Here is an 18,525-nt window from a genome sequence, read left to right on the forward strand (position 1 = left end):
CGTTATTATTTCTTAAATCTTACTTACTGAATAATTAATATTAAAAATAGTTTTTATTTATTCCGATATAGTGCTCACTAAGAACGCCGAAAAAATGGTTTGAACACCTAAGACAATCGCAGTGAACGCGAGTATGTCGTCCATCAACAATGGTAACTCAACGAATCCACTCGACACCCACTGGATTACGAGATACGCCGCATAGACCGTGCCACCGGCGAACAATAAGACCCCAAGTGTCGCTGCATGTTCGAGTTGCAACTGTTTTAATATCCGACCCATGATTGGCTGACGCGATTGTTTAATCGGATTTCCAGCGACTGTCGCAAACACTCCGAGGCTTCCAACCTGATAGCCGCTGATCGCCAATAAACTCCCGGCAATCATTGAGTGCAGGCCGACGTGTACTCCATTGATCGTAATACCAGTATACGCTAGAAACATCACTAACAACCCAATCCCAGAAAGGAACATCGCTGGAACTGAGAACAAATATCCCGGTGCATTCACGAGCATGAACTTCACGTGTCGCCAACCGTCACTAAAGCTATCGAGCGTAGCATCACCTTCGCGTTCGTGATACGTAATGGGCACCTCTTTGATCGTCATATCGCGCGCACCAGCCTCCATGATCATTTCGCTGGCGTATTCCATTCCGGTTGTCTTTAATTCCAACTCCTCATACGCCTCACGTTCAATGATACGGAATCCACTGTGCGCGTCGGAAACACCCGCTCCATAAAACGTATTGAGAAACTTCGTCAGCAGTGGGTTGCCAATATACTGATGCAGAGGTGGCATGGCACCAGATTTGATTTCACCTTCAAGCCGACTCCCCATCACCATATCCGCATCGTTGTGCGTAACCTCCTCTAAGAGCCGAGGAATATCCTCAAAATCGTACGTTGTATCTGCATCCCCAATGACGATGTACCGGCCACGAGCATGGTCAAACGCATACCGATATGCATACCCATATCCAGGTTTGTCCGGTTCAACGACGATTGCACCCATTTCGCGTGCGATCTCTGGAGTACGATCAGTTGAACTATCACTGATAATGATCTCAGTCGTCACACCAATTTTACTGATCCCTCGTTTCACCATTTCAATGCATTCTGCAATCCCATCTTCTTCATTGAGTGTGGGCATGATCACACTCAACAGGGGGGTCACAGCACTGTCTTTCCCAACAAGGAGATTGCCTGGTGAATCCGCGTCCTGTTCTTCTGCTACTGTACGGTTACGACTGGAGGGTATAGTTTCCTCTTCGCTCATTTATTTCAATCCTGAATTTTAGTCGTCTGCAATTGGGCTCGGTTTCGCAACCGCCGGTTCCTTTTGTCCTTGTTCATTCTTTTCAATAGGTGATTCGCCACATTTGACACAACCGTATGCTCCATCTACGGTTTGGACAACAGGCGCGTTGCATGCGATACATTTGATCGACGCCGCTCGAACGGATTTTGGATATCGTGACATTGATTCCTTGATTTGACTTCTATTTGTTTAGTCTTCGGTTTCATTCTACTCGCAACTAGAGTAGATATTCCTCAAGAAGATTGATTCGGACAAGACATATATAATTTCCGCTTATAATATTATCTGTTAATACCGACACTGCCAACAGTTGAAAATGTATAAATTAATTGGTTAGAAAAACCATAATTTATGAAAAACCGTCCAACCAGTAGCGATATAGTTAATTAAATGTTATGAACTAGTGTGTAAATACCGTGTTTAAGTGATGTAATAGGGGTGGCAAATGTTGTCAGCAATATTTTCCATTGTCTGCTATCGGTCTTGTAATAGTAATCTGATCATTTCCACTTGTCGTATAGACCATGTTTTGTTTTGCAATCCATTGCTGATATTTACTGGCAGAAATCCGTTTCGGAGAATCGGGAAACAATTGGACGCCTAAAGTCGTCCAAGAGGACTGTGAGACAACAGTACAAGTGGGAGGCATCCCTCCGCCTTGGGCCCACTGATACATTGGGGTATAAGTCGCATTTGTCTGACGGGGATAGTAATAGAGGGCGAGACGTGAGAGATGACCATCACTTACCCACGTATTCGGGACGTAGTTCGCAGCGAATGTTGTGGACTCATACTCGCTGGGTGCAATAACTGCCTGTGCTGAAGTTGCATGCAACCCTGTAAAGGCCAATGGCGCACTCATCAGTGCTGCTACTAGCAAGAGCGGAACAAATCCAGCACGAATACCGTTCCATACATGACTACTGGAATCCCCTCGTAGGCTGAGACTGACGACGGCAAGCGCCGCTAAGATAGCGGCCACCAAGTGTAGAAAGATCTGTCCTCGGACGATAAGCCCCTGATATTCAATTGTCAATCTACCTGTCAATCCGAAACCAATGAGCGTCAATGGGCCAAGAAGAAGAGCAAGACCGATCACACCATCCCTTGCAACCGTAATATATGGGAGTCCATGGGTAGCGAGGAGACCGATACAAATGATTGGAATGGAAAACAGCAATGCAGACATATGGAGTGACGCTGTTCCGGGGAAAACAGGAACGAAGAAATTAGCAACCAGAACTCCGACACCGCCAAATAGTGCGAACATGGGTACGCTACGTTGTGTTCGGACACTCGTTGATGGGATCCAAACTGCTGCGACAAACAAAACAATAATCCAGGCAAGAAAGAGCCCAGGAACAGACGAGACTCGAGAGAGTTCGTTCATTCCCATAACAGAGTAATAGCTACTGAGATAGATCCAAAATGCGATGACTGCTAGTCCACCTGCAACAAGGACACGTCCTGTCGACTGACGAACCGAGACAGCGAGAAGCGCTGTAATCACAAGGGCACCGATCATTGTACTCAGATTGTGCGTTAGTGGGAAGATAGCGATCAGCAAGGCCGTCAATACGATCCATGGCCACCGGCCAGTTTGCAACAGTCGGTAAAAGACAATCGCTAAAATAGCGACAAATACGAGACCAAGTCCTTCACTTGTTACTGCTGCAGATCGACCAAGGTAGACGCCTTCTGTTGCTAAAACAAGACCAGCGAGAGCAGCTGCGATACGTGTATGCACTGGGTTCCATTGTAACTGATGACCGATACGCCGCGTCAGCCACACTGCAATCAAACAGGGGACACTGCCAATCACTGCGATTGCGGGCTGTGCAATACGAAGTGGTGAAATCCCCGTCAACTGGCTACAAATGGTGAGCAATGCAGAGAATGTGTATTTATCTGGGTGAAAAAATCCATAAGAAGTTGGAAGATGGCCATGAGAGAGTGTATATCGAGCGGGGGCAGCAAATTGGAGACCGTCGAGATTGAACGGAAGATAGCTCCAATAGAGCGGGATTGTCCGCATCGCGACTGCCACCATGAAGACGGTGATACCAATGAAGACGTACGGACGACGGTTAGTCATTCAGACCTCCTTGTGAGCCAGTGCTCGTTTCACGACTTGTGGATTTAAAAAGGGAGACTGGCTGTTGACGAAGAAGGCCGAGAGTGACGAGGAGAGCACTGAACAGAATAATCATGAGTTCACCACATAGTACAACCCCGACCACTGTTAACGTTATCTCTGGTGTGATTTGAATTCCAAATATGGTCAAGAATCCGCCCCACGCAAGTATCGCAGTCACCAAAATTGCACTGCTAAATGCAGTAACAGTCGCAACCGCACCGATTTTGAGTGCATCCATGAGAATCAAGCGAGCAACCTGATACGGGATGGCACCAGTTGCTCGGTGAACACCGATAGCTTGTCGACGGGCATGAATCGCCTGTGCGAAGGTTGCTGTTGTACTGCCGATCGTCATAACGCCCGCTAAGACACTGAGAATCCCAACAAGGAACGTAAGATTCCCAAACGCGGTCTCAAGTATACTTCCGACACCACTACTGCCAGAATACGCCCCTTGGTTTGCATAGGCTGCGACGATCCGGTCATCCCCTGAGACAGTATAGTCGGCAACAGCAAGGGTTCGCTCTGACGCCATTAGACGAGCTGTATACGAACCCGGGGCCATTCGTGGTAGCTGGATTTCCGTTGATTTGTTTTGCCCTGGTGCAACTGAGACGGTGCGTGTGTATTGCTTCCCTGCTGTCGAAACAACAGCTTTTGTGGAGACCTTTGTTTGCCATGGGTTATAGAGTGAAATACGTGCGTGTGGTCGAACTGCAATCGAGGGGTTAGTTGGGCGAATACGGATTTGGCCGACAAGGGTTCGCGATGCGGTTTCCGAGACGTTGATTGTCTGTGTTTTGGACTGGTTTTGATGGTGGACTGTGAGCGTTTGCGTTCCAGGCTCATCAAGTGGAACCCGCACACGGCCGTTTTGGTTTGTCTCGACAGTTCGGTTCCCGATAGTGAGTGATGCATTCGCGACTGGTGTTCCGGTTGTATTTGTCACTGTCACCAATGGATTGCTCGATAGCGGTGCAGACGATGGTAGCCCATCTATCTGGAGTCCATTGCGGGGAAGTACAGTAACAGATGTCCTCTGCGTTCCGACCTGAATGTGCTGTGTTCCTGGTGTCCGAACTGGAACATGTAGTGTAACGGTGCGTTGTGCATGTGCCTCCAGTTTAACAGTGATTTTTCGAGTCTCATTTCCGACGTGTGCACGGACTGTTCGAGTAATCGTTTTTGAGCCGAAATTCTGAACACGAATACGAACGGGGAGCCTCTGTGTAACCGCTATCCGTTCAGGTGCAGTGACATCGAGAATGGTATAGTTCGACTGCGTGCTCGAAGTTGTCGAGACCTGTTTTGTGGTTCGAATAAAATGCACCATTCCTGGCTTCGCAAGTGAAAGGTGTTGTCCCGTCTGAAGTGAAACTAGCAGCTGATCGTCGTAGAGGCCGGATGCAGAATACTTCCCGACGACCTTCACGCGGGTAAATGAGGGTGCAGTACTCCCACCTAATGTGATTGAATCGCCAACCTGGATATCACGTTTATCTGCAATGTCAGCGCCGATTACGGCTTCATCTGGTGACTGTGGTGCACGTCCCTGTTCCACATTTGCATCAGAGAGGATGGCGAATGAATCAAAGTCGACACCCCTCACCAAGAGCGAGTTGCCATTGTGAACGGTAAAGAGCAATAACTCTGGACTGGCAGTGTTTCCTTGCTCTTGAAGTGTTGTTGCATAGGAACTGGGTACCTTACTGCCGATAGGGTGAACCGCACCCGGTTCGGTAATTGTCGAATTGCCAGTATTCATAAGCGGCGTGAGAACGCCAGCAACTGATGCACCAACGAGAACGACCGTTGCAAATACAGTGAGTGTTGTTGTACTGGGGAGCAACGCCCGCCAGTCAAGAAATGTGAGTGAGAAATGCTGAAAAAGTCGGTGTGAGAGAGAATTTGATGAGCCAGTATGAGAGATTTGGTGACGAAGTGCTGCTGGCGATCGGCGACTCGCTGGCCATGCAGCACTGATCCCTGCCAGAAGACCGGTGAGTGCAACCCCACCAAACCCAATTGCTAATAGTCGAGCGACCTGTGTAGTCACGGTCATCGAAAGTGATATTGGGAATCCGGAAGCAACCGCGAAGTTGACAGCTGCCCGCGTCATGATGATACCGACTGCATACCCACTGGCAATACCAACGAGAGTAAGCAGCAATGCTCGAACGCCAAATAACATCCAAATGCTAGTCGAAGTTCCACCAGTTGATCGGATCAGTCGGATAGTCTGAATCCGATCGCGGACAGTCATTCGTGTGATACTGTGGACAACGACGCCAACCAGCACTGCGCCACCAACCGCAAGGAGTGTCACCAAAGAAAGTAATTGGCGAGTTCCCACTATGAAAAACGCAAGCACAGATCGCAGTGGAACGCCGGTCTGTGGAACCGTTTGTGCGTTCTTCGTTGGTAGCTCGATTACAAATGCACCAGTAGTACCGAGTTGCCGAACCGTTGCTGGTGTTGTACGATACCATGAGGGTGGAACAGTTGCTTTCGACTGAATATTCGCATCGACAGTGACCGGAACGGTGAGCGCCCTATTTTTCCCGACTAACCGTTGTGAATCAGTAGTGAACCCAGCATTACTGGACACACTGACGCCATTCTGTGGCGGATTTGGAATCGTAATATCAGTCTGCTTATTGAAAGTACGAGCGGCATCAGGTGGAATACCGATAACGTATTGCTGTGATCCATTTGGCAGTGTAACCGTTGCTATAGGAAGAACGAGTGCGTTGTTGGGTGATTGAGTGTGAGCTGCCTCAAGCGAGTTGTAATAGGTCGCAGTGCCATCCGAATCGAAGTCTTCTGCAATAGTTGTCGTCTGTGTCCCTGTCGCTGTGAGAACAAGAGTTGTTCCTGTGAGAAACGCAACGGTAACAGTAATGACGAGGATTGCAAGCTTATCGCGATGAGACCACCGCAAAAGAACTGAACGACGGTATCCCACGGTCTATGACTCCGCACTAGTCACGTGATTGTTCGCTCCAGCACTTGGTGGCTGCACTGACGCAGCAGTACCACTGTCCGAAACGTTGACCCACAGATGCAGCTCTCGATATGCAGACTTCTGAGATGGATTAGCGGGGACGGATCCCTTGTATAACAGATATTGAAGTCGAAGTCGTGTCCCAGTCATCGAAGGCGAGATTGTATGTTTCTTGCGCCACGTCGAATTATCGTCGAGCGTAGTTTGAAAGCGCTTTAACTCCTGTGTATTTTTTACCTGCGTCGTATTATTAGTCACTGAGACTTGCTGAAGACGAACCAACACAGTGTATGAAACCTGTTGGTGCTCGTTGTTTTCGATGCCAACATACAGTGGTTTGCCCTCTCCCTGCGTGAAGTTGGTTGGATAATCATCGGCAACGAATTGGTCACTCTCATTTTTAGTCAATAAATAGAATTCAGAAAATGATTCTCCTTGGTTTGGAACAGCAACGACGTAGCCAACACTCCCGACAGCGAGAATTAAGCTGATTGCGAGCACAACATTGAGAGCGGCATCTGCTCTCGTATCCGGCTCAAGTAGTTCCACTTTAGTAGCGACACCCCATTGTTTGTATGGAACGCGAAACCGTTCTTCCGCGGGAAGGTCCCAACGTCGAACAGCAGCAATCACGGTCATACAAAGGGTAAATAGGCTAAGGCTGAGCAAGACGGGAACTAGTCGAATCCCCCATGGAGTGAAGTTGAGTATGAGGCCAATTAACGGAACAATGGCAATACTGGTTCCAAAAGACAGTGCAACTCGCTCAAGGCCATCAATTCCAGATCCAAATCGCGAAGGATTCCCCTCCGTCGATTCAGTCATTTTTTCATCTGTGGAGATACCCTCTGGAAACAGGGCTGCGATGAATGCATACCCAGGTGGGAAGAGCACAAACAGAAGTCCAATGATTGCTCGAACTGGGCTTGTATTCAATCCAGGTATGAAAACAACAGCAATTGTAAGAATGACGAGGGCACCAATAACGGCTAGATCCGCTGGAAGGCGGCGGATCGGTCGGGGTAAAAGGAGCTTTGGGTCAACGTCACGAGTCATTCATTTTCCCATGAGGGCTAGCATAATAAAAAGCCCTCGGTAAAATCGGTTAGATATCACAAGTGGCAAGTTATATCAGAATTTATATTAAAATAACTAGTTAATGAAATCCATCATTAGTTAATATTGAATAGCTGCAGGTTAAGATTATACTATAGAGACAGTCATTATCATATTCATTAGTGTCTACCGATCCCAGGAAAATGAACTCTAAATGAACTATACTGAAATACTCCTTCGAAAGTGGTCACGACGAGATCAATTAGCAATCGTCATTGTCGCAGTGACAGTTGCGTTTCTCGTTGGAACAACCCTCTTGCTAACTGCTGCAAGTGCGCAGTCATCAGCAATAACCGGTGGAGAGAACGACTCGATGGTTGTCCAGCAGTATAATTCATACCAAGGTGCTCAACAAGACGCAAGTAAGAACGATATCGTATTTCCGACGACTACTATCAGACATAATGGAACGGAATATCGAGTTATTGGCATCCCGAAAAACGCACCATCCGAACTTACAAAGCTTTCTGTATCATGGAAGAATGCGACGGTTCCGTCACCGCCATCAACAGGCTTCCAAGGGCCTGTTTCTGAACCAACACGCCAGCGATTCCATACACAATCAGGCAAGCGTGTGACCAAACACGTCGCTCCCTACACAGAACAAGATTCTATTTTTCCACAAACGTGGTATGTTGGTGACGCTGGGTCAGTGAGGTCTCTCGAAGATTCAGGCGCATTTCTCGTTCACACAAATCAGCAAACAAAGAACAGTCAACAACTGCCACAAGAAGGGACGCTGAGTCCCTCACTCTTTGCTTACTTTTTCGGAGGAATGCAGCAGGTACTTCAAACGTTAGTTGCAGCAACGGTTGCCGCTGGGGTTCTAATCCTCGTCGTCATACATAATATAACTGTAATGAGTGTTCGGGATCGACTTACTGAAATTGCGGTTATTCGATCAACCGGTGGGTCTACACGCCGGATTATCGGAATATTTGCGTTACGAGCAGGCATCATTGCTCTTGTTGGATCTATTCTGGGATATGCAATCGGAGTAATCACAATCCGAGCCCTCGTGAATTTCGCTATTTTCGCTGGTTTGTCTGTCTCATTAGATCCAACTGTCACAGTAACATCCACACGAATATTGCTGTTTGTAGTGGTATTTCTGAGTGGTGCTGGAACGCTCGCAGGTGCTGTTGCTACCAGAAGCGTTGTAATACCACCACCATCCCAACTATGGAAAACCACTAGCAGAGCACCACCGGAACACCAGCGATGGGAACCACTATCTCGATTTCGGCTTCGTCCCCAACTTCTTCCATGGCGAACGCTTATACCAGCGACGGCAACACTGACCGTGTTCGCCTTGATAGTGATTTTATCGAGTTCGCTCGTCGGTGCACTCACACCGGTTGCGACCACCTCAACGGGGACAGTCACGGAACCTGGTTCTCCATATCCGATGGCAAGTCGCATCGATGCTCAATATGCCTCAGAACTACGGAACCAAGGACTGAGCGCGAGTCCAGAAATCATTGTGGCACAAGTTTCTGATGGAAAGCCGTACCTCGCAAGAGGTGCTAATTATTCAGCGTTTGCTTCCGTCTCGGATACAAAGCTAACAAAGGGTCACCCTCCCCACACTGAGGGGCAGGCAGTAATTGGTCAAGACCTTGCACAAACACTGGATAAAACGACTGGTGATACGATCATCGTTGGTGGGAGCACATCGCCCGCAGTGACACAAGTGAAAATTGTGGGTGTATTTCGTGCGCCGGGAATACTTGATGACCAGCTCATCATCCCTCTTCCAACAGCCCATTCGCTTTCAACAAAGCCAGGGACGGTACATTTCATTCGGACAGCGGGTGGGACACCAAACCAGGTGCTCAATAACCAAGAAAGCTCTCCAAACAGCGAGTTACAGCAACAAAAAATGCGTATAACCAGTGTCTCTGCGCCAGAAGAGGGCATTCTGAAACAACCAATACCGGTCTCAGTGACTATCCAAAACATAGGTTCAACCAAACGCACTAGACAAGTGAAGGCTGCTGTGGGAGACGATGTACAACGGCGTTCAGTCACCCTTCAACCAGGGGAAGAGACTCAAGTTCAGATGAATCTGAGTGCCTCTCACTCTGGAAATCAAACGTTAGAGGTAGGGCGATATTCACAGCCAATCCGAGTATATAAACGCTCGCCACTTGTCCTCCCAATCCTTCCTGAAAAAGCGCCACCAGGGTCTCAGGTTGCAATTTCGATTCAAACAATATATGAGAAAAACATTACAGGAGCAACAGTGACTATTGATGGAACCACTACAACAACCAACGACCAGGGAATTGCACTCGTAACACTTCCGAACAAACCGGGAACATACGAGCTTACCGCACGCAAGGGCGAACGAACGTACTCTTCACAAATCCAAATTTCGCGAGATGCTTCACGACGATTATTTGCAGATATCAAGGTAACGCCAAAGAGAGGGAGTGTCTATACGACTCCAAGAGCAATAATTCGAGTCGCAAATCCTTGGGGAGTAAAGCTCACCCGAAATATTTCTCTTGTGACCCCTGGACAGACACGCACACAAACACGAACAGTTCCGGCATATAATTTGAGTGAAAAGCAAGTGACGCTTGAGAAATCAACCGAGCCGGAATCTACTAACCAGTTTGCACCGGGTGAATACACGATTCGTGTCGTATCCAATGGAACAACACTGGCCAGTGACGATTATGTCGTAATAGGTGATAAGCGAATACAGTCAACACTGGCACAGAATGCAGAATTTTCTGCTGGGAGTGGACTAGGTCAGGCAGTCGAGATGGTGTTCGGAAATTTTAAACTATTGTTATTTGGAATGATTGGTCTCGCGGGATTAACAACGATCGGAAGCACGACATCGACGTTTGCACAGGTAGTTCATTCTCGACGTCAATCAATTGGCATCTATCGCGCCACTGGTGCAACGCGCAGACAGCTTCTCAAATTACTGCTAGGTGATGTAGTGCGGATAGCAATACCAGCATCTGTTGTTTCTATGCTTATTGCGCTTGGTTCTGTATACGTACTTTCATTTAGTAGTTTGATGACAGTATTTGGTGTTCAGTTGAATGTGGCGATGAATCCATACATGCTCATTGGCGTTGGAGCAGGCGCACTCATACTGTCTTGCATTGGTGTAATAATCGCGGTGATACCGTTTCTCACTGTACAACCAACGGAAATGCAGTAACGGTTTTATTACAACTACTATTATATAGTTTCATTCATTTAATAACACAGCTATTGGCGGTATCGTTAAGTAAAATATAAGTGTTAAGTTCGGTTACTATATCCTGAGGTTATAATGGGAGAGATTTCCCATTAAATAATAATGAGTAAACGTAAAATAGTGAGTATTTTCCTGGTTGGAATACTCGTCATTTCAGCAATTGGCATTGGACAGGCAAGCATGCCTACAAAAGCAGAAGATAAAAATAAAAATCCACAACCGCAGAAGATGACTCTGCAAGTGGAAGAGGTGACGGTTCACAATTGGTCGTTCACTGTCGGACCGGACGACTCTGTGGATCGTACCGTGTATGTTGATCCAATTTCGATCAAAAACAAAAAGTACAAAGTGGATCTAAAGAAGCTTGCTAAAGCAGACGACATGTCTGGTCTTGCGACAATGCCTGCAAAGAAACAGGCACAGGCGCAAGCAAAACAGAATGTAAACATCAAAGAGGGAGAGACGGTTCGTATCTGCATTAAGAAGATTCACATTGAAAACGTGGATGTCATGGTGAAACTGCCGAAACAGATGCCGAATTCGAAGAAGATGTCGAATGCTCAAATGGCATCGATGGATTCGGACAAGCCGGGATACATGGTCACGATCAATAAACTGAGCATTAATAAATGGTCATTTATTGTCGGTCCGAAGAAGAAGCCGGATGAAACAATCACAATCGGTGACGTTACTGTCAAAGATCGGGTCATCCACGTTGGGTCTTCTGACTCTAACGACGAGAAATCGGCCGCAGCAATGGAATCCATCCGAAAGCAAATCAAAGGCAAGATGGCTGAAAAAGGTGTGAAGAAGGGTAAAACTTATCGAGTCATCATTCAGAATATTAACATTGAAAACGTTACGTTCGTCTTTGGGAACCCCGAGAATATCGATGTTCCGGAAGATGGGACGACAACAACAGAAGAGACTACGACCGAAGAAGACACGAGTGAAGAGGACATGACGACGACCGAAGAGGGGGATACAACCACAACGACGACTTCCAGTGAAGGCTCCAATGGTGACGATGGGTCAGAGACGACAAATAATGGTGGACAGCCTGGATTCGGCGTCGGAATTGCTTTACTTGCATTGCTCGGTGTCGGGTTCCTAGCGGTTCGTAGAGAGTAAAGAATAGCACCAATTTTTATTGATTGTTCACAAAGTGATGTCAGTACACTATAGAACAATCTATGGTTTTAAAAATTGATATAATGAAAATTGTACATAAATACAATTTTATCCTATATTTATTTAGATATTCTTTCGAATCTGCAAAACAGATAAGTAGACGTGAGCAACAGACCCAAGCGTATGAAAGCGATTGTCCTCGCGGGTGGGTATGCAACACGATTGTGGCCAATCACCAAGAATCGGCCAAAGATGTTTCTTCCAATAGGGGAGTCAACTGTTATTGACCGGATATTCACTGAACTTGAAGCAGATGATCGCATATCAGAAGTGTTTGTAAGTACGAACGAACGCTTTGCAGAAGATTTCCGTGAGCATCTTGAGCAGAGCAATTTTGACAAACCAACGCTTTCAATTGAGGATACTTCCGACGAAGATGAAAAGTTCGGCGTTGTTGGTGCACTAGCACAACTTGTAGAGCGAGAAGGGATCGGAGATGATACGGTTGTTATTGCTGGCGACAACCTCATCAGCTTTGAAATTAGCGACTTCATCGATTATTTTGAACAGCAAAACGCAGCGACACTTGCTGCTTATGATGTTGGCAGTCGTGAACAAGCGAAATCGTATGGGTTAGTGGAGCTTGAAGGAGAAGAAATTATTGATTTCCAAGAGAAGCCAGATAAGCCAAAGAGTACGCTTGTTTCGATCGCGTGCTATGCGTTTCCTCAAGCTACGATACCGTTGCTTGAAAAATATCTCGAAGAAGATAACAACCCGGATGAACCTGGCTGGTTCATTCAATGGCTCCAGTCACAAGAATCCGTATATGCTTATACGTTCGATGAAGCATGGTACGATATCGGCACACCGGATAGCTACTTAGAAGCGGTTCAGTGGGAACTTGGAACTGAGAACTACGTTGCCGAAAGCGCAACTGTAAAAGATACAGAGCTCGGTGAGAATGTTCACGTAATGGCCGGTGCTGAGATTGTTGACTCAACAGTCTCTAACTCAATAATCTTCCCTGACACTACAATTGAGAAGACAATTGTTCGAGAGTCGATTATTGATACCGACACAACAGTCACGACGATGGATCTTCACAATGCGCTCATCGGTGCGCATACTACCATTAATCCAGAACGGTGAGTCGTTAGCTGCGAAAACCAAGCGAGTAGGGACTTACGGATTGCAGGCGAGAAAGCCTCGCCTTGAGGGCGGGGAGGATGTCAAATTGTCTCCGCCGTTCAAGACACCAATAAGCGTGCGTCGGACGTGTACCCTGTGTGTCGAGAAGGTGGAAGATAGACATTTCAAACCAGTCGAGGAGCCAACGCCTGTAGAGTTTAAACTAATTTTAGATGGGGTTCTGCAAGTTTGGAAACCGAATCATGAAACACCGATCCAAGAGTCATTAGCGGCGACAAACGTCGGAAGAGTTGATCTATTTAGTATTCGTATTTGATCCCCCTTCAGCAATATCGTAGGTGCTTACGATTTCAACAGCTCTTTTTGCACTCTTTCGGGATGGAATCCGTGTCGTGAACGTCGCTTGCTCGTATAATTGTGTTAACTCGTGCAACCCCTCAAGTTGATCTTCAGTGAAATCCCGATTTTGACACAGTCGATAAAACTCCCAGTGCGTCTGTCCATCCTCCAGAATTGACTCATCAGCATTCATGAAGTAATGACGGCCGGCGGCATAGGCTGTTTCAATACTGGTTTGGAATTGTTCCTCAGACAATGCAGTCTTTGCACGGTTGACTAGCATAGAAGCAGTTACCTCCGGAATCACTTCTGACTCGTCACTATTAGATTCACTCATCTCTTCATCAGAAATATAGTCAATCTCATCTGACTGATTAGATGTGGAAAGCAGATCAGATCGCCGGATCGCGAAACCACTCATCGCAATAAAGCCAAGGAGACCGATAATTCCGAACCAAATTAGAGTCGAGCCACTAAATAAGGACTCAGAGTCGAATTGGATATTTGCAGTGGCACTCGACGGTTTCAGGTTCGTTCCTTTGCCTGCGTACGATGCAGACAGACGAAGCTCTGATTTCTCTTTTTTCTCTGCAAGTTTGGCAGGGAGACGAATCTGTGAATCGTAGGTTCCGTTTGCGTCGGTCGTTACCGTTCCGACCTTCATTCCATTACTTCGAAGTACAATAGTTTCATTTGGAATCGCAACTCCAGTCACCGTTGTTAAATTCCCATGAACAGAGATATTGCGTTGATCAAGCGCCTGTGCTGAGAGATTTACGGTCGTATTCGTTGATTGAACTGAGAGGGGTGCTTTCGTCGTTGTTCGTGCTAATGCTCGATCGCGAAGCGGCACTAAGACATGGATTTGCTGTTGGCCATTCAGAACCGATTTAGGGAATGCTTTGGACAGAGAAAATCGGCCATCGGGGCCGGTTTTCACGTCTCCAAGTACTGTGTTGCCGATCGTTATCACGACGGGCACTCCACCGGCACCAACGTTCTCAGCGCTAACGCGACCAGTTACTGCAAACGATTTATTAAATTGGACTTGTTTTGGTTTCTGAGAGATAGTAACCGATGGGCGAACCTGTTGGATTGTGGTATTGACGGTTGTGTTTGACCCGAGATAGATTGATGACGATTTTGGCACGTGTCGGATTGTTACCGATTGCTCACCGAGAGAGAGGATAGTTGGACGGCCAGTAATCGTGAAATCACCGTCTTCGTCAGTCGTTGTCGTCTGTGTTCTATTCTCTCCAAGTTGTATTTGGATTGTTTCGTTCTCGAGTTCAGTGCCATTTTCATCTACAAGTTCGCCACTTACAGTTACGGGATCTAAAAACGAAGATTCATCTGATTCGACTTCGGCTGAAATCTCTGTCTGAGAAAATTCGGCGGCTCGAATCTCGGCTTGTTGGTCAGATATATTTGAGTTGATTTCCTCGACAGTATTCGTTTCCTCAGTGAAGTCTGTATTCGTTGTATTGGAAAGGTTTTGATAATTTTGAGTGAGACTTTGCCCAGTGTTATCGATTTGATCTGATGAGTTCTGCAATTGTCGAGCCAACTGGCGAGCCTTTTCATCATTCCCATTTTCTTTCGCCTGCTGATATTTTTTATACGTTTGACGATATTCAGAAACGTTTTCTGCATACTCTTTTTGATCCTCGCTCGTTCGTTTGAATTGTTTTGCGCGCTTGTCATCTTTCGTGCTTTTAGTCCTGCCAGAAACATCAACATATTTGGATAACATGTCGTTGTATTGATCCCCGACAACCGAACGGGCTGATTGATACTCACCTTGATTAAGCTTTACAGTACTGTCTCCAAGTCGAGAACCCAACTGACCAGCCATCCACTGCTCTAGTTCGGATAATTCCTCTTCAGATTGAACCTTCGAGGGATCTCTATGACGAGGTTGGCTAGAATTATTTGTAGTCTCTGGGGATTGCTGAGCTGACTGAGGAGTCAACATACCGTTCGGTGTATGAATGTCCTCATGCGTCGGAAAACCACCAAGCGCAGGAGTTGAAAAACCAGTAATCGCTAAGAGCAGAATTAGTAAGACTAGTTTCGGTGAGGCAGAAATTTGAGGCATACATTCCTTTAATGCGACCATATGAAAATACCTTTCTCTTCGATAGTTTATGAATTAAGAATATAGTGATGGCGAAATTGTAGACAAATTAACGTGGAATATTAGTATCATACAGATTTTAATATTATATATAATAACATAAGAATTAACTATAGAAAAAGGTAATGGGAGCATAATCAAGAGTAATACAAGCCTTCGATTAATTAGTTCGTGATAAACTAAGTAATAGGTGATTCACATCAAAGTATGTCACAAGCCGACCTCCAGAGTAAGGGTGAACTCTTCGAAGAACTGTTCGACATTACTACTGACTCAATTTTAGTGGTGAACCCAACAAGCCATCAGCTTGAGTCAGTGATAACGGCTGCAGTCGAATATGAAGATGATTTCCCAGAGCTACGTATCCTTGCGAGAGAGAAGTTGGTTAAAGACCTTGCAGATGACTTCATAATAACAAGCATGGCTGTAGATCTCATCAATCAAAATAAGATTTCAATTCGTATTATTAATAATATCAATAGGGGTTCGATCATTGTGTTGGAAGATTCGGTTATTTCACTTCTGCAGCTCAATGATCATATTGATGGGTTACGCACAGAGGATGAAGACTTGGTCGAAACAGCACATGAGACAATGATGCCAGTTTGGGAAAATTCCGAAAAGTTCTCGTTTCGCACGCCTGCTCTTTCAGAAATAGAAGAGAGTTTAGATGATGAAATCGGGCTTGAAACGAAAGACGACTTTATGAAAGTAATCGAATCACGTGATGAAATTCGGGGTTCGGGAAATCTCGACGAGGTATCGATTTGTCTATTGATTGCAGCAAAAAACCGAGTTTTACTGTACGACATCAGCAGATGGGGAGAGGATGTGGGAGTTGCTAGTAAAGCAACATTTTCTCGGGCAAAAACACAATTACAAGATCTGGGTGTGATTGATACGGAGAAGGTTCCAATCGATGTTGGCCGACCACGACTCCGTTTGAAGCTCGCTGACGAATCACAAGACGATATGGATGCTGATGAAATGGTCGAAGAGATAGAACATAATATCTCAGCCTGAATTCCGCCAGCAAATTTGATACTCCTCACTGCGAGGGTCGAAGCCAAACATTTGCCTTCTACGGATTCAAACCGAACAAAGACCGTACGTAGCTCTGACGTTCCTATTTATTTAGCAAATCAATGTAGCGTATCCTGTGAATCGCTTCGGAGTCAAAGTTCGAGGTATACGGCCTGATTCGCCTATAAAAACAGGAGCATATGTCCGCAATGTGGGTGGTAGGCTAGTCGACATGGTGGTCAGAAGCTCACAGTTGCATCAAATAATCATACCGATAGCCTACAACAATTTCACTGTCAATAATACAAATGAGCTAACCGGAATAGGGTAGGACACACCCTATTTGTTATAATATTCATCCTAATACAATAGATTAACGTTCTTGGTTTCCTTATCTTCAGTATAAGTATGAAACCAACGCGCCGCTATTGGACTGGACTTGGGGTCGTTTGTTTCCTCGCTGGCGGTGCGTGGATTCTCAAAAACCCACTTCTGCTCATTGGCGCAGGTGGAATTGGAGCGCTTCTTGTTTCATCCCAATTCATTTTCCTATCATCTATTTTGAATATTAGGGGTAATTTGAATATTTCACAAGTACCCGCACAAAAACAAGTATCGAAGCGGTCTGACCTTACTGTAACAATTCATGGGAGCCTTCCTAAACCAACGACCCATGAGATACAGATCGATGCCCAGCCACCAAAAACGGCCACGAAGACTGGTTCTAGTGAATCCACGATTACCATTGCAATTGATGAGAGTGAAGCTCAAACAACAGCTACATTTCACTGCCCTATTGCAACTCGCTTGCACTTTCGTATGCCAACAATCACGGTTACTGATCGAGCAGGATTCTTTCGCTCAACATTTGAACACGGATCTCCCACAACAGTGACGGTGACACCAAACCGTGTTGAAGCACCCGGAATTGGCGATGACGGTCATCATCAATTAGCTAATCTTGGGGAATATAAACACGGTGAGCGAGGGACTGGACTAGAGCCTGCTGAAGTTCGTCAGTATGTTCCGGGGGATACCGCCCAGCGTATCGACTGGAAGGTAACAGCACGCCTATCAACACCCCATGTTCGCGATTTCGAAGCAGAAGCCGAGTTACAAACTTATTTGTTCGTAGATCAGCGCCAATCCATGTTCGCAGAGTCGACAGAAACAGTGAAATTTGACTTCGCACGAGAAATCGCACTTCAATACATTATGAATGCACGAACAACAAGTGAATCGCTTGGACTCACACTCATAAATGAGGAGCAAATACTTGATTACCCACCTGCTGCAACCCCAGACCATTATATTAGATTACAAAATCACCTATATGATCAAACGACAGCAAGCGCAGACAGTACTCAAACAAGGGCTGAGCTCCCCGTCGAACAACTAGCAACAGCAAATCACAAGGCAAGTCAGCTTCAGGAAAATGTATCATTGTTTGCTCAACAGTTGCTTCCGTTGGTTAAGACAAGGGGGCGCGTGCAGCGTGTAACAGAAGACCCACTCTTGCGAGCGGTCAAATCACGACTGAAAGGACGGTTTGGCATAGTTCAGGCTGTGCTTATTACTGACGATACAAATCGAATTGAGGTTCACGAAGCGGTTAAACTAGCACGACAATGGAGCGATTCTGTTACTCTCTTTCTGATTCCGTCTGTCTTATTCGAAGAGGGGAGTATAGCAGAGGTTGAAGACGCCTATCAACAATATAATGAATATGAGCAACTCAAGCGTTCGCTGGATCGACTTGATGGAGTTACTGTTATTGAAGTTGATTCAAAAGATATCCAAAAAGAAAAATCAGGAAAGAACGAACAGTCATCTGAAGAACAAGTATTACAGTGAGTTGATCTAGAACTATGAATCAAAACACACCATGGATTAGCGCTCTAGGAATCGGAACAACGGTCTGTATGCTCATCCTTGCTCATGGA

Annotated in this window: 10 protein-coding genes; 5 read left to right on the forward strand and 5 right to left on the reverse strand. The window is 46.0% G+C overall.

The window, feature by feature from the left end; translation table 11 throughout:
• Positions 1-57: 57 nt before the first annotated feature.
• From OOF89_RS18285 to OOF89_RS18300, 4 genes are all read right to left on the reverse strand, one after another.
• Positions 58-1,278, reverse strand: coding sequence for a glycosyltransferase family 2 protein (locus tag OOF89_RS18285; RefSeq protein ID WP_266081675.1), 1,221 nt, complete (start codon positions 1,276-1,278; stop codon positions 58-60).
• Between the two features lie 493 nt (positions 1,279-1,771).
• Positions 1,772-3,415, reverse strand: coding sequence for a sodium/phosphate symporter (locus tag OOF89_RS18290; protein WP_266081677.1), 1,644 nt, complete (start codon positions 3,413-3,415; stop codon positions 1,772-1,774).
• Positions 3,408-6,422, reverse strand: a complete 3,015-nt coding sequence (locus OOF89_RS18295) for an FtsX-like permease family protein (protein WP_266081679.1) — start codon at positions 6,420-6,422, stop codon at positions 3,408-3,410. Before OOF89_RS18295 ends, OOF89_RS18290 begins: the two co-directional genes overlap by 8 nt.
• A gap of 3 nt (positions 6,423-6,425) precedes the next feature.
• A complete protein-coding gene (locus OOF89_RS18300; protein ID WP_266081681.1) occupies positions 6,426-7,517 on the reverse strand; it encodes a DUF1616 domain-containing protein in 1,092 nt (363 codons plus the stop codon).
• A 214-nt stretch (positions 7,518-7,731) separates the two neighbouring features.
• Between OOF89_RS18300 and OOF89_RS18305 the strand changes: the two genes are divergently transcribed.
• The 3 genes from OOF89_RS18305 to OOF89_RS18315 all read left to right on the forward strand — a co-directional run bounded on the left by OOF89_RS18305 (position 7,732) and on the right by OOF89_RS18315 (position 13,083).
• Complete coding sequence (locus OOF89_RS18305; RefSeq protein ID WP_266081683.1) at positions 7,732-10,761, forward strand: FtsX-like permease family protein; 3,030 nt, start codon at positions 7,732-7,734, stop codon at positions 10,759-10,761.
• A gap of 141 nt (positions 10,762-10,902) precedes the next feature.
• On the forward strand, positions 10,903-11,931 hold the full coding sequence (locus OOF89_RS18310) for a PGF-CTERM sorting domain-containing protein (RefSeq protein ID WP_266081685.1): 1,029 nt from the start codon (positions 10,903-10,905) through the stop codon (positions 11,929-11,931).
• A gap of 183 nt (positions 11,932-12,114) precedes the next feature.
• Entirely contained in the window at positions 12,115-13,083 is a 969-nt protein-coding gene (locus tag OOF89_RS18315) for an NDP-sugar synthase (protein ID WP_266081688.1), read from the forward strand.
• A 295-nt stretch (positions 13,084-13,378) separates the two neighbouring features.
• On the opposite strand, the gene OOF89_RS18320 is transcribed toward OOF89_RS18315, so the two are convergent.
• A complete protein-coding gene (locus tag OOF89_RS18320; protein WP_266081690.1) occupies positions 13,379-15,520 on the reverse strand; it encodes a carboxypeptidase-like regulatory domain-containing protein in 2,142 nt (713 codons plus the stop codon).
• Between the two features lie 246 nt (positions 15,521-15,766).
• On the opposite strand from OOF89_RS18320, the gene tbsP reads away from it, so the two are divergent.
• Positions 15,767-16,582, forward strand: coding sequence for a transcriptional regulator TbsP (gene tbsP, locus OOF89_RS18325; protein WP_266081692.1), 816 nt, complete (start codon positions 15,767-15,769; stop codon positions 16,580-16,582).
• A 408-nt stretch (positions 16,583-16,990) separates the two neighbouring features.
• A complete protein-coding gene (locus OOF89_RS18330; protein WP_266081694.1) occupies positions 16,991-18,436 on the forward strand; it encodes a DUF58 domain-containing protein in 1,446 nt (481 codons plus the stop codon).
• The last annotated feature ends 89 nt before the right edge of the window (positions 18,437-18,525 follow it).

It is taken from the genome of Haladaptatus caseinilyticus, assembly GCF_026248685.1.
GTDB classification, from domain to species: Archaea; Halobacteriota; Halobacteria; order Halobacteriales; family Haladaptataceae; genus Haladaptatus; species Haladaptatus caseinilyticus.

Coding starts and splice junctions, on each gene's coding strand:
- OOF89_RS18285 (WP_266081675.1), bottom strand. CDS start 1,278: ATGAGCGAAGAGGAAACTATACCCTCCAGTCGTAACCGTACAGTAGCA.
- OOF89_RS18290 (WP_266081677.1), bottom strand. CDS start 3,415: ATGACTAACCGTCGTCCGTACGTCTTCATTGGTATCACCGTCTTCATG.
- OOF89_RS18300 (WP_266081681.1), bottom strand. CDS start 7,517: ATGACTCGTGACGTTGACCCAAAGCTCCTTTTACCCCGACCGATCCGC.
- OOF89_RS18305 (WP_266081683.1), top strand. CDS start 7,732: ATGAACTATACTGAAATACTCCTTCGAAAGTGGTCACGACGAGATCAA.
- OOF89_RS18310 (WP_266081685.1), top strand. CDS start 10,903: ATGAGTAAACGTAAAATAGTGAGTATTTTCCTGGTTGGAATACTCGTC.
- OOF89_RS18315 (WP_266081688.1), top strand. CDS start 12,115: ATGAAAGCGATTGTCCTCGCGGGTGGGTATGCAACACGATTGTGGCCA.
- OOF89_RS18320 (WP_266081690.1), bottom strand. CDS start 15,520: ATGCCTCAAATTTCTGCCTCACCGAAACTAGTCTTACTAATTCTGCTC.
- tbsP (WP_266081692.1), top strand. CDS start 15,767: ATGTCACAAGCCGACCTCCAGAGTAAGGGTGAACTCTTCGAAGAACTG.
- OOF89_RS18330 (WP_266081694.1), top strand. CDS start 16,991: ATGAAACCAACGCGCCGCTATTGGACTGGACTTGGGGTCGTTTGTTTC.